The 13628-nt window shown below is 63.1% G+C and carries 8 protein-coding genes; 5 read left to right on the forward strand and 3 right to left on the reverse strand.

What is annotated here, in order from left to right; translation table 11 throughout:
* The first annotated feature begins 1 nt into the window (after position 1).
* The 5 genes from atuC (at position 2) to PH586_RS05515 (ending at position 6760) form a co-directional block, all read left to right on the forward strand.
* A complete protein-coding gene (gene atuC, locus PH586_RS05495) occupies positions 2–1618 on the forward strand; it encodes a geranyl-CoA carboxylase subunit beta (RefSeq protein ID WP_271346773.1) in 1617 nt (538 codons plus the stop codon).
* An 82-nt stretch (positions 1619–1700) separates the two neighbouring features.
* Entirely contained in the window at positions 1701–2861 is a 1161-nt protein-coding gene (gene atuD, locus PH586_RS05500; protein WP_271346774.1) for a citronellyl-CoA dehydrogenase, read from the forward strand.
* A gap of 115 nt (positions 2862–2976) precedes the next feature.
* On the forward strand, positions 2977–3774 hold the full coding sequence (locus PH586_RS05505; RefSeq protein WP_271346775.1) for an enoyl-CoA hydratase/isomerase family protein: 798 nt from the start codon (positions 2977–2979) through the stop codon (positions 3772–3774).
* A gap of 58 nt (positions 3775–3832) precedes the next feature.
* Complete coding sequence (locus tag PH586_RS05510; RefSeq protein ID WP_271346776.1) at positions 3833–5821, forward strand: acetyl/propionyl/methylcrotonyl-CoA carboxylase subunit alpha; 1989 nt, start codon at positions 3833–3835, stop codon at positions 5819–5821.
* Between the two features lie 114 nt (positions 5822–5935).
* On the forward strand, positions 5936–6760 hold the full coding sequence (locus tag PH586_RS05515; RefSeq protein ID WP_271346777.1) for an SDR family oxidoreductase: 825 nt from the start codon (positions 5936–5938) through the stop codon (positions 6758–6760).
* Between the two features lie 152 nt (positions 6761–6912).
* Here PH586_RS05515 and PH586_RS05520 read toward each other — a convergent pair whose 3' ends face one another.
* The 3 genes from PH586_RS05520 to pepN form a co-directional block, all read right to left on the reverse strand.
* Positions 6913–9267 (reverse strand): efflux RND transporter permease subunit, encoded by a 2355-nt coding sequence (locus PH586_RS05520; RefSeq protein WP_271346778.1) that lies wholly within the window; start codon positions 9265–9267, stop codon positions 6913–6915.
* 18 nt (positions 9268–9285) lie between these two features.
* Positions 9286–10365 carry a WD40/YVTN/BNR-like repeat-containing protein gene (locus tag PH586_RS05525; protein ID WP_271346779.1) on the reverse strand — a complete coding sequence of 360 codons (1080 nt, stop codon included), beginning with the start codon at positions 10363–10365 and terminating at the stop codon, positions 9286–9288.
* Positions 10366–10943: 578 nt separating this feature from the next.
* Positions 10944–13604, reverse strand: a complete 2661-nt coding sequence (gene pepN, locus PH586_RS05530) for an aminopeptidase N (protein ID WP_271346780.1) — start codon at positions 13602–13604, stop codon at positions 10944–10946.
* Between the last annotated feature and the right edge of the window lie 24 nt (positions 13605–13628).

Here is a 13628-nt window from a genome sequence, read left to right on the forward strand (position 1 = left end):
CATGCCGGTTATCCAATCCGCTATCGACGTGCATGGCCAAGACTTCGCCAACAACCGTGAGGCCATGCTCGCCGCCGTGGCCCGTTTTCGCGAAATCGAACAGAACTGCCTGAACAAGGCCTTTGAAGCCAAGGCCAAGTTCGAAAAGCGCGGCCAGCTGCTGCCGCGCGAACGCCTCAACCTGCTGCTCGACCCTGGCGCCCCCTTCCTCGAATTGTCCTCGCTGGCCGGCTACCGGCTGCACGACGACAAGGACGGCAGCCAGGCCGGCGGCGGCATTATTTCCGGTATCGGCTATATCGCCGGGGTGCGCTGCCTGGTCAGCGCCAGCAACAGCGCGATCAAGGGCGGCACCATCAGCCCCAGCGGCTTGAAGAAGACCCTGCGCCTGCAACAGATCGCCTTCGAGAACAAACTGCCGGTAGTGGCGCTGACCGAAAGCGGCGGCGCCAACCTCAACTACGCCGCCGAGATCTTCGTCGAGGGCGCGCGCGGTTTCGCCAACCAGGCGCGCATGTCGGCCATGGGCCTGCCGCAGATCACCGTGGTGCATGGTTCCAGCACCGCCGGCGGGGCTTATCAACCGGGGCTGTCGGATTACGTGGTGGTGGTGCGTGGCAAGGCCAAGCTGTTCCTCGCCGGCCCGCCACTGCTGAAAGCCGCCACCGGCGAGATCGCCACCGACGAGCAACTCGGCGGCGCGGAGATGCACGCCCAGGTCGCCGGCACCGCCGAATACCTGGCGGAAAACGACGCCGATGGTGTGCGCATCGCCCGCGAGATTGTCGCCATGCTGCCATGGAATGCCCAACTGCCCGCGCGCCCGGCCAAGGCCTATAGCGAGCCGCTCTATCCGGTCGAAGAACTGCTCGGCCTGGTGCCGGCGGATGCGAAGAAACCCTACGACGTGCGCGAGATCATCGCCCGCATCGCCGACGGCTCGGTCTTTCTCGACTTCAAGAACGAGTTCGACAACCAGACCGTGTGCGGTCACCTGCAGATCGAGGGCCAGCCCTGCGGCTTTATCGGCAACAACGGGCCGATCACCCCGCAGGGCGCGGCCAAGGCGGCGCAATTCATCCAGCTGTGCGAGCAGAGCAACACGCCGATTTTGTTCTTCCACAACACCACCGGCTTTATGGTCGGCACCGAGGCGGAACAACAGGGCGTGATCAAGCACGGCTCGAAGATGATCCAGGCGGTGGCCAACGCCACTGTACCCAAGCTGACCATAGTGGTCGGCGGTTCCTACGGCGCCGGCAACTACGCCATGTGCGGCCGCGGCCTCGACCCGCGGTTTATCTTCGCCTGGCCCAACAGCAAGACCGCCGTCATGGGCGGCGCCCAGGCCGGCAAGGTGCTGCGCATCGTCACCGAGGACAAGCACGCCAAGCAAGGCAGGCAGGCCGACCCTGCGATGCTCGACATGCTCGAACAGGTCACCGCGCAGAAACTCGACAGCCAGTCCACCGCCCTGTATGGCACCGCCAGCCTGTGGGACGACGGCCTGATCGACCCCCGCGACACGCGCAAGCTGCTCGGCTATCTGCTGGATATCTGCGCCGAGGCCGCGCTACGGCCGCTTAAATCCAACAGCTTTGGCGTTGCCCGATTCTGAACGTAGGGCGGGTGCAACCCGCCACAGGATTGGCGGGACGCACCCGCCCTACCGAGCCCATCCGATACGGAGAACAACAACAATGATCTTCACCCAGGAACACGAAGAGCTGCGTCGCACGGTGCGCAATTTTGTCGAGCGGGATATCAATCCGCATGTCGAACAGTGGGAAAAGGACGGCCGCTTCCCGATCCACGAGATCTTCAAGAAAGCCGGCGACCTCGGTCTGCTGGGCATCTCCAAGCCGGAAAAATTCGGCGGCATGGGCCTGGACTACAGCTATTCGATCGTCGCCGCCGAAGAGTTCGGCACCATCATCTGCGGCGGCATTCCCATGTCCATCGGCGTGCAGACCGACATGTGCACCCCGGCGCTGGCGCGCTTCGGCTCCGATGAACTGCGCGAACAATTCCTCCGCCCGGCCATCGCCGGCGAGATGGTCGGCTGTATCGGCGTCTCGGAAGTCGGGGCAGGCTCGGACGTGGCCGGGCTGAAGACCAGCGCCAGGAAAGACGGCGACGACTATGTGATCAACGGCAGCAAGATGTGGATCACCAACTCGCCCTCCGCCGACTTTATCTGCCTGCTGGCCAATACCTCGGACGACAAGCCGCACGTCAACAAGTCGCTGATCGTGCTGCCGATGAACACGCCCGGCATCAGTGTCAGCCCGCACCTGGACAAGCTCGGCATGCGCAGCTCGGAAACCGCCCAGGTGTTCTTCGACGATGTGCGCGTGCCACAGCGCTACCGCATCGGCCATGAAGGCGCCGGCTTCATGATGCAGATGCTGCAGTTCCAGGAAGAGCGGCTGTTCGGCGCGGCCAACATGATCAAGGGCCTGGAGCACTGCATCGAGGCCACCATCGCCTACTGCAAGGAGCGCAAGACCTTCGGCAATGCGCTGATCGACAACCAGGTCATCCACTTCCGCATGGCCGAACTGCAGACCGAAGTCGAATGCCTGCGCGCCCTGGTCTACCAGGCCACCGAGCAGTACATATGCGGTAAGGACGTCACCAACCTGGCCTCCATGGCCAAGCTCAAGGCCGGCCGCCTCGGTCGCGAGGTCACCGACAGCTGCCTGCAGTACTGGGGCGGCATGGGCTACATGTGGGACAACCCGGTCGCCCGCGCCTACCGCGACGTGCGCCTGGTGAGCATCGGCGGCGGTGCCGACGAGATCATGCTGGGCATCATCTGCAAGCTGATGGGCATTCTGCCGGGTAAAAAGAAGAGCTAAAGCCAGACGACCGTAGGATGGGTTGAGCGCAGCGATACCCATCAACCAGCCATGATGGGTATCGACGCTACGCGCCTCAACCCATCCTGCGTTCACCTTGCATCAGGACACCAATATGCAATTACCGAACTGCGCAACCCTGCTGCTGGAACAGGTCGATGGCGTGCTGCACCTCACCCTCAACCGCCCGGACAGCCGCAATGCCATGAGCCTGGCCATGGTCACTGAGCTGCGCGCGGTGCTGGCGGCCGTGCAGGGCGATCTGAGCGTGCGCGCCATCGTGCTGCGCGGTGCCGGCGGGCACTTCTGCGCTGGCGGCGATATCAAGGATATGGCCGGCGCCCGTGCGGCCGGAGGCGATGCCTATCGAGCGCTGAACCGCGCCTTCGGCAGCCTGCTGGAACAAGCCCAGCACACGCCCCAAGTGCTGATCGCCGTGCTGGAAGGCGCGGTACTCGGCGGCGGCATGGGCCTGGCCTGCGTATCGGATATCGCCATCTGCCAGCAGGACGCCAAGTTCGGTCTGCCGGAAACCAGCCTGGGCATTCTACCGGCGCAGATCGCGCCCTTTGTGGTGCGACGCATCGGCCTGACCCAGACCCGTCGCCTGGCCCTCACCGCCGCCCGCTTCGACGGCAGCGAAGCCGCGCGTCTGGGCCTGGTGCACTTCAGCGAAGCGAACAAGGCCGCCCTGGAGCACAGACTGGCCGAGGTGCTAAGCCAGGTACGCCAGTGCGCGCCCCAGGCCAACGCCCAGACCAAGGCACTGTTGCTGGGCGCAGAAAACCAAGCCCTTGGCCCGCTGCTGGACCGCGCCGCCGAACAGTTCGCCGCCGCAGTCAGCGGTGCCGAAGGTGTCGAGGGCACCCTGGCCTTTGTGCAGAAACGCGCGCCCACATGGGCCGCTGAATAACCCGGCCCCTCCCACGCACAACCTGATCGCCAGGCTTACGACCAAGCAGGAGCCCCAGATGCCCGCCTTCAACAAGATTCTGATCGCCAACCGTGGGGAAATCGCCTGCCGGGTGATGCTCACCGCCAAGGATTTGGGCTACCGCACCGTGGCGGTCTATTCCGAGGCCGATGCCGATTCGCGCCATGTGCAGGAAGCCGACCAGGCGGTGTGTATCGGCCCGGCCCAGGTCAACCGGTCTTATCTGCAGATCGACGCGATCATCGCGGCTGCACAGAAAACCGGCGCCGATGCGATTCACCCCGGCTACGGTTTCCTCTCGGAAAACGCCGACTTCGCTCGCGCCTGCGAGGCCGCCGGCATCGTGTTTATCGGCCCGAGCGTGGAGGCCATCCACCTGATGGGCAGCAAGCGCCTGTCGAAGCTGGCCATGCTCGAGGCTGGCGTGCCCTGCATCCCGGGCTACGAAGGGGCCGAGCAGGACGACCAGAGCCTGAGTCGTGCAGCCGGGCACATCGGCTTCCCGCTGATGATCAAGGCCAGCGCCGGAGGCGGTGGCCGGGGCATGCGCCTGGTCCATGCAGCCTCCGAGTTGCTGGCGCAGATCCGCACCGCCCGCTCCGAGGCGCAGCACGCCTTCGGCTGCGGCGAACTGATTCTCGAACGGGCGGTAATCCAGCCGCGCCATGTGGAAATCCAGGTGTTCGGCGATGCGCACGGCAACATCGTTTACCTCGGCGAGCGCGACTGCTCGGTGCAGCGCCGCCACCAGAAGGTGGTCGAGGAAGCGCCCTGCCCGCTGATGACGCCCGAGTTGCGTCAGGCCATGGGCGAGGCGGCGGTCAAGGCGGCCGCCTCGGTCGACTATGTCGGCGCCGGCACCGTGGAGTTTCTGCTCGATCAGAGCGGCGAGTTCTTCTTTCTGGAAATGAACACCCGCCTGCAGGTCGAGCATCCGGTCACCGAGCTGGTCACCGGCCAGGACCTGGTGGCCTGGCAGATTCGCACAGCCGCCGGCCAACCACTGCCGCTCAAGCAGCAGGACATTCGCCTCACTGGCCACGCCATGGAAGTGCGCCTGTATGCCGAGGATACGAGTCGTGATTTCCTCCCGCAGACCGGTCAGGTGCTGCGTTGGGAGCCGGCCTTGCGCGACGGCATTCGTATCGACCACGGCCTGCTCGAAGGCCAGACCATAACCCCGTTCTACGACCCGATGCTGGCCAAGGTCGTCGCCTATGGCGCGACCCGCGACGAAGCCCGACGCAAACTGCTGCGCGCGGTGGAGGACTGCGTGCTGCTGGGGATCAACGGCAACCAGCGCTTTCTCGCCAACCTGCTGAAGCATCCCGAATTCGCCGCCGGCAACGCCACCACGGCCTTTATCGCCGAACATTTTGCTGCGGACCCGAGCCTGAGCCCGCAGCCGCCGGCGGCCAGCGAGCTGGCCGTGGCAGCCGCCCTGCTCTATCAGCAATCGGCCAACACGCGTGCCCACCAAAGCAGCCTGGCCGGCTGGCGCAATGCCGGCAACGCGCCCTGGCGCTTTGTCCTGGAACAGGGTGAGCAGCAGCATAGCGTCGAACTGACGGTGCTGGCCGACGGTGCGCAACCCGGCCTGCTGGCCAAGGTCGGCGGGCAGTCGGTCGACCTCAAGCTGCTGGCATGCGACGGCCGCTGGGCCACCCTGGAGCTGGATGGCATTCGCCAGCGCCTGGCCTATCATTTGGACGGTGGCAAGCTCTGGCTGTATGGCCATGATGGCAACCTGGAATTCACCGATATCACCCACCTGCCGGCCAGTAGCGCCGCCGATGCCGGCTGCGGCAGCGTCAAGGCGCCCATGGATGGGGCGATTGTCGAGGTACTGGTCGAGCAAGGCAGCCCGGTCAGCAAGGGTCAACTGCTGTTGGTGCTGGAGGCGATGAAGATGGAACACTCGCTCAAAGCCAATATCGATGGCGTGGTCCGGCGAGTTGACGTCAGACAGGGCGATCAGGTGAAGAACCGTCAGTTGCTGGTGGAGATCGAAGCCAGCGAAAGTTGACTGCATCCCGTGGGAGGGGCCGGGCGCTGATCCGCTTTAACCGCAACGGCTGCACAGCTTGTCGCGGCTAAAGCGCCTCCCACCAACCCCCCATAACAATTCGGGAGCACGCTCATGTCATTGCAAGGCAAAACCCTGTTTATCACCGGCGCCAGCCGTGGCATCGGCCGCGAGATCGCCCTGCGCGCCGCTCGCGATGGTGCCAATATCGTCATCGCGGCGAAAAGTGCCGAGCCCCATGCCAAGCTGCCGGGGACCATCCATTCGGTGGCCGCCGAGGTCGAAGCCGCTGGCGGCAAGGCCCTGGCCGTGCAATTGGACGTGCGCGACGAGGCTGCGGTAAAGGTCGCTATGGCCCGGGCCGCCGAGCATTTTGGCGGCATCGATGGCCTGATCAATAACGCCGGCGCGATCAAGCTGGTCGGCGTCGAGCACCTGGAACCCAAGCGCTTCGACCTGATGTTCCAGATCAACACCCGGGCGGTGATGGTCTGCAGCCAGGCCGCCTTGCCGTACCTGAAAACCAGCGCCGGCGGCCATATCCTCAATCTGTCGCCGCCGCTGAATATGGACAGCAAGTGGTTCGCCCAGCACGGCCCCTACACCGTGACCAAGTACGGCATGAGCATGCTGACCCTGGGCATGAGCGAGGAATTCAAGAAATACGCCATCAGCGTCAATTCACTGTGGCCCAAGACCATGATCGCCACCGCCGCCATCGAGTTCGAACTGGGTAGCCGCGACGCCTTCAAACGCGCGCGCACCCCGGCGATCATGGCCGACGCCGCCTACGCCATCCTGGTCAGCAGCGGACGCAGCATCAGCGGACGCCTGTTGATCGACGAAGACATCCTGCGCGAACAGGGCCAAAGCGAGTTCGAGCAGTACCGTTTCGATCCCGCGGGCGGCACGCTGATCCCTGATCTGTTTGTCGACTGAGCGCAATCCCCAGCGGCAAGCTTAGGCACACGGCCAGCGCACCTTGCCTTGCCCCCTGCCGGCGGTGGGCAATTTCCCCCTCACTGAGAAGACGAACAACATAAAAAAACCGCGACCCAAAGGCCGCGGTTTTTCAGTGTTGCGTCTGGCTATCAGGCCTTGTTACGCAGCTTCTCCGGGTTGATCAGGAAGCGTGCCAGCGCCGGCAGCAGCCAGATCGCGCCGATCATGTTCCAGAGGAACATGAAGGTCAGCATCAGGCCCATGTCGGCCTGGAACTTGATTGCCGAGAAGATCCAGGTCGCCACGCCGATCGCCAGGCATACCCCGGTGAACAGCACGGCCTTGCCGGTCGACTTGAGGGTCTCGTAGTAGGCCTCCTGCAACGACAGCCCTTGACGCAGGTAGGTCTCCAGACGGCTGTAGATATAGATGCCGTAGTCGACACCGATGCCGACGCCCAGCGCGATTACCGGCAGGGTTGCCACCTTGACGCCGATGCCCATGTAGGCCATCAGCGCATTGCCCAGTACCGAGGTCAACACCAGCGGCAGAATCACACAGAGGGTGGCGGCAATCGAGCGGAAGGTCAGCAGGCACATGAAGCTCACCGCGACATAGACCGCGACCAGCATGGTGGTCTCCGACGCGGCGATCACTTCGTTGGTGGCCGCTTCGATGCCGGCGTTACCGGCTGCCAGGATAAACTCCAGGCCTTCCTTGTTGGTTTCCTTGGCGAAGTCTTCGACCACTGCAACCGCACGCTCCAGGGTTTCCGCCTTGTGGTCGTTGAGGAACACCAGCACCGGCGCTACCGAGCAATCGGCGTTGTACAGACCGTCGGCACGTGCAATCGAGTTATTCAGCACGTCCTGGTTACGCGACAGGGTTTCCCATTTCAGGTTGCCCTCGTTCATGCCCTTGATCACCTGCTTGGACACCGTGACCATGGAGATCGCCGACTGCACGCCTGCGGTGTTTTCCATCGTCCACATCAGCTGGTCCATGGCCGACAGGGTCTGGTAGGTCGAACAGCCTTCCTGTGCAGTCTTGACCATCACCACCAGCACATCGGAGCTGGTCGAGTAGTTGCGGATGACGAAGTCATTATCCAGGTTGTAGCGCGAGTCCGGATGCAGCTCGGGCGCGCCCTGGTCGAGGTCACCGATCTTCAGGTTCTGGCCATACCAGACGCCACCGGCCAGGGCCACCACCGCAATCAGCACGGACACCGGCGCCACCATCGGGTGGGCGAAGTTGGAAATCAGACGCCAGATCGGATGATCCTTGGCCGCATCTTCACGGCTGATCCTGACCGCCTTCTTGCTGATGCCGATGTAGGAAATCATCACCGGCAGCAGGATCAGGTTGGTCAGGATGATCACCGCCACGCCCATCGACGCACCGATGGCCAGCTCACGGATCACGCCGATATCGATCAGCAACAAGGTAATGAAACCCACCGCATCCGACAGCAAGGCGACCAAGCCGGGAATGAACAGCTGGCGGAACGCCATGCGTGCGGCGGACAGCGGACTGGTCGCCTCCCCCGAGGCGATGGCGATACCGTTGATCTTCTGCACCCCGTGGGAGATACCGATGGCGAAGACCAGAAACGGCACCAGCATCGAATAGGGGTCCAGACCGAAGCCCAGGGTATGCAGCAAGCCCAACTGCCAGATCACCGCGATCAGGGTGGTTACGACCACCGCCATGGTGCTCTTGAAGCACTTGGTGAACCACAACAGCAGGGCAAAGGTGATAGCAATGGCCACAGCAAAGAACAAGGCCACGCCGACCAGCCCATCGATCAGATCGCCCACTTTCTTGGCGAACCCGATGATGTGCACTTTCACATTGGGGTTTTGCGCCTGGTACTTTTCGCGAATCTTCTCTTCCAGCTCGTGGGAGAACTTCTGGTAGTCCAGCGGGAGCAGCTTGCTCTGATCCTCGGGATCAGGGTAGGCCTCCAGCAGCGGCACATCGACGATGCTCGATTTGAAGTTGTTCGCCACCAGGCGGCCGACCTGCCCGGACTTGAGGATATTGCTGCGCAAATCCTCCAGGCTGTCGCTGGAGCCGTCGTAGGTCTGCGGAATCACCGGGCCACCGGCGAAGCCCTCTTCGGTCACCTCGGTCCAGCGTACGCTCGGGCTCCACAGCGATTTCAGGCCGGAACGATCGACACCGGGTATGTAGAACACTTCGTCGTTGATCTGACGCAGCGTCTCCATGTATTCCTTGGTGAAGATGTCGCCATCGACCGCCTCCACCGAGATGCGCACGGTATTACCCAGGTTCGCCAGGTCATTGCGATGCTCGAGCATCTTCTGGATGTAAGGATGGCCCAGCGGGATCATCTTCTCGAAGCTGGTTTGTGGACGCACCTGGGCCGCTTGATAGAACAGAAACACGCTGATCAGCAGGCACAGCACAATGACGGCCGGGCGATTGTTGAAGATCAACCGCTCGAGGACAGACGCAGGTTGTTGTTGATGCTTACTCATGCAAACTCTCCCGGCTTATTATTGTTGGCCCAGATCGGCGCCAGTCGGCGAAGCGACGTGGACGCCGCCCTGCCCCACCAGAATCAGGTTGCCGTTATCCAATGCAGTGACGCCCGCCAGCGAGAGCCGGTCGGCGCGATTGAGCAGACTGAAGGTGCGCCCGTCATCGCTGCTTTTCAGCACGGTACCGCCATGCCCAACCACCACGATAGAGCCGTCGGCGAGTCGGTTGCCATCGGCCAGGCCGAACTCCAGCGGACCGTTATTCGGGGTATTCAGCTCGATTCGTTGCCAGGTATCGCCGAAATCGGCGGAGCGGAACAGATGGCCACGCAAGCCATAGACCAGCAGGCTACCGACTTCGTTGGTATCGAGAGCGCCAAACAGTGAGCCCTCATAGGGACCCTGGATGGTTTCCCAGGTTTGCCCCCAATCGGCCGAACGGAACATGCCGCCCAGTTCGCCAACGATAAACAACCCGGCACCCTTGACCGCGACGATGGCGTTCAGGTGATAACCGTCTTCGTTATCAATACGGTCGCTGATGTCTTCCCAGTTCGCCCCACCATCGGTGGTTTCCAGCAGCGCACCGTAGGCACCTACGGCATAACCGTTGTTGCGATCCTTGAACCAGACATCAAGCAACGGCGCCTCGCGGCCCAGGTCCTCGAACTGTTTGACCCAGGTAGCACCACCATCGTTACTGGCGAGAATCTGAGCGTCGTGGCCAACCGCCCAACCGTGCTGGTCATCGATAAAGAACACCGCGGTGAGCATCTGTCGGGTCGGCACCTTGGCCTGGATCCAACTGGCGGCGTTGTCGTCGGAGTAGAGGATATGGCCACGTTCACCCACGGCCACCAAGCGCTGACCAACGCGGGTGACATCCAGCAGCAGTTTTTGCTGGGCTTTCGGCGATTCGATCGAGTAACGGACGGCGGCATCGGTGGCGGCTTGCGCCTGCAATGGCGCGGTAGCGAAAAACAGCATGGACAGCACACTGCAGAGCGAGAGCGCTTTAGCCAGCGGCGAGTAGAAGCGCAACGCCGGTGCGTTGAACAGACCGGCCTGGGTGCGCCGCTTGACGGGCTCACTCATATACCTTCCCCCTTGTTGTTATTGTGGTACTGCTTTTTAACAGACCGCCTATGCTAGCGAGCTTTCGAAAGGCCTGACAATCGGCGTGACGTTATGTTTTGTTAAAGGCCAGGCCGCGTGATTGACAGCTTATTCGACTGACTGATGGACCAAGGCCGCCTTCACTGTAGCGGCCTTTGGCCAACACTACACGAACATCAACCTGGGCGGCGGCGACGCCGAGCCCTCGAGTGGACATAACCGTCATGCGCAATCGGCTGACTGAAGACGATGGCGCTTGCCTCGTGGGGCATATGGCCAGCGTCGAGGGCGTTGCGATCGGCGCGCAGCGACATCCGCCAGCGCTGTGCCGGTGAGTCTAGGGTGCAGGGTCTGCGGCGAGTGATCGCCCAGGGATCGACAACTGCTCCAGACCGCAGGAGCGCGTGCGCTCACGCAACCTGCACGCTTGCGCCGCGGGTGAGTCCACGGATCATAAAAAGAGCTGCCAAGCCCAGCAGCTCTGCTGCTAGGCCATTTGCCTGGAACACAGTACCGATCAGCAACCGGCAATATGCCCAGGGCAGACACCGCCGGGGTCAGGCCAGGCTTTTGCTGACCACCTCGAACACATCGCTGGACAGTTCGCCAGACGCCAGAATCCTCTCCAACTCGGCCTTCATCAGGGCCTGACGCGTGTCGTCGTACTTCCCCCAACGGGTTAACGGCCCGAGCAGGCGCGCGGCGATCTGCGGGTTGAGGGCATTCAGGGCAATTACCTGATCGGCCAGGAAGCGGTAGCCGCTGCCGTCGACCTGATGAAAATTGACCGGGTTCTGCCCGGCGAACGCCCCGATCAGCGCGCGCACCTTGTTCGGGTTTTTCAGGGTAAAGGCCGGGTGCTCCATCAGTTGCTGCACCCGCGCCAAGGCGCCCGGCAGGCTGCAAGCCGCCTGAACGCTGAACCACTGATCCATGACCAAGGGGTTGTCCTTGAAGAAGTCGGCGAAGCTGGCCAACGCCTTGGCTTTTTCCTCCTCGAACGGCGAATTGACCAGCACGGCCACAGCCGCCAGGCGCTCGGTCATGTTGTCGCACGCCTCCAATTGCTCCAGGCATGCCGCCAGCACCTCGGGCTTACCGCTGAGCATCAGGTAGGACAGCGCAATGTTCTGCAGGCTGCGCCGGGCGAAGTGCTCGGCCTCGGCAAGATAGGCAGTGCGGCGCGAAAGCTCGCGATTGGCCTGGTAGCGCTGCCAGAGCAGATCGAACAGGGCGTCGGCCAGTTGCTTGCGGGCGAACTCGCGGGCGCCATGGATGGCATCGACATCGGCTACTTCGCTGATTTCGCTGAGGTAGGCCTCCCCCGGCAACGAGAGCAATTCGGCGACCATGGCCTGATCCAGCGACGCGTTCTCCAGTACGCTGCGCAGGGCGCCGACCAGGCGCTGATCCAGCTGCAAGGTCTCGCCGCGCTGATACTGGCCGACCAATTCCTGCAACACCTGCACGGACAGCTGCTGACCGGCTTCCCAGCGGTTGAAGCCGTCGGCGTCGTGCTGCATGAGGAACATCAACTGATCGCGGCTATAAGGAAAGCTCAGCTTGACCGGCGCGGAGAAGCCGCGCAGCAACGAAGGCAGCGGCTGTTCGGCGACATCGACAAAGGTCACCACCTGCTCCGCCTCGGTGATCGAGATCACCCGCGACGCCGCGCCGGCGGCGGCTTCACCTTGCAGGCGCAACGGCAGGGCCTGACCCTGGGCGCCGAGCAGGCCCAACTCCACGGGAATCACGAAGGGCTGCTTGTCGCGCTGCCCCGGGGTGGCCGGACAGCTCTGCTTGAAGGTCAGGCTGTAGGTCTTGGCGGCGCCATCGTAAGCCTCGCTGACGGCCAAACGCGGCGTACCGCCCTGGCTGTACCAGCGCTTGAACTGGCTCAGGTCGACGCCATTGGCGTCTTCCATGGCCTTGATGAAATCGTCGCAGGTCACCGCCTGACCATCGTGGCGTTCGAAGTACAGGTCGCTGCCCCGACGGAAGCCTTCGGCGCCGACCAGGGTGCGGATCATGCGCACCACTTCCGAACCCTTCTCGTAGACGGTCAGGGTGTAGAAGTTGGAAATCTCCATGAAAGCCTCAGGGCGCACCGGATGGGCCATGGGGCCGGCATCCTCGGCGAACTGATGAGTGCGCAGGTAGGCCACGTCCTCGATGCGCTTGACCGTGCGCGAGTTCATGTCGGCGCTGAACTCGGCGTCACGGAACACGGTGAAACCTTCCTTGAGCGACAGCTGGAACCAGTCGCGACAGGTCACCCGGTTGCCCGACCAGTTGTGAAAGTACTCGTGGGCGACCACCGCCTCGACCCGCTGGTGGGCGGCGTCGGTGGCGGTCTCGGCCTTGGCCAGCACGCAGCTGGAGTTGAAGATGTTGAGGCCCTTGTTCTCCATGGCGCCCATGTTGAAGTCGTTGACCGCGACGATCATGAAGATGTCCAGGTCATATTCGCGGCCATAGACCTGCTCGTCCCACTGCATGGACTTCTTCAGGCTGTCCATGGCGTGCTGGCACTTGTCGATGTTTTCCGGCTCGACATAGATGCGCAGCGCCACTTCCCGCGCGCTCATGGTGGTGAAGCTGTCTTCCACGCACCAGAGGTCGCCGGCGACCAGGGCGAACAGGTAGGCCGGCTTCATGAAGGGATCCTGCCAGGTCGCCCAGTGCCGACCGCCTTCTTCCGGGCCGCTGGCAATCGGGTTGCCGTTGGACAACAGCACCGGGTAGCTGTGCTGCTCGGCGCTCAGGGTGGTGGTGAACTTGCTCATCACGTCCGGGCGATCGAGGTAGTAGGTGATCTTGCGAAAGCCCTCGGCCTCGCACTGGGTGCAGAACATGCTGCCGGACTTGTACAGCCCCTCCAGCGCGGTATTGCGCTCCGGGTGGATGCGCACGCTGCTGTCGATGACGAAGCTGGCGCTCTTCGGTTGCAGGCTCAGGTGGCTGGCGTCGAGCTGGTAATCGCCGGCAGCCAGCGTTTCACCATCGAGGGACAGGCTGAGCAGTTCCAGCTCCTGGCCGTCGAGCACCAGCGCCGGCAGGCCGCCCGCCGCACAGGCCGGATTGCGCCGCATCACCAGCTGCGCATGCACCAGCGTGTGATCCTCGAACAACTCGAAGGTCAGGTGCGTCTCGTCGATCAGGTAGTCCGGCGCCTGATAGTCCTTGAGGTAAATCATCTTCGGTTGTTCGGTGCGCATGGTGGCCTCTTCGAGGCAGCCGCA

It is taken from the genome of Pseudomonas aestuarii (assembly GCF_027988105.1).
GTDB classification, from domain to species: Bacteria; Pseudomonadota; Gammaproteobacteria; order Pseudomonadales; family Pseudomonadaceae; genus Aquipseudomonas; species Aquipseudomonas aestuarii.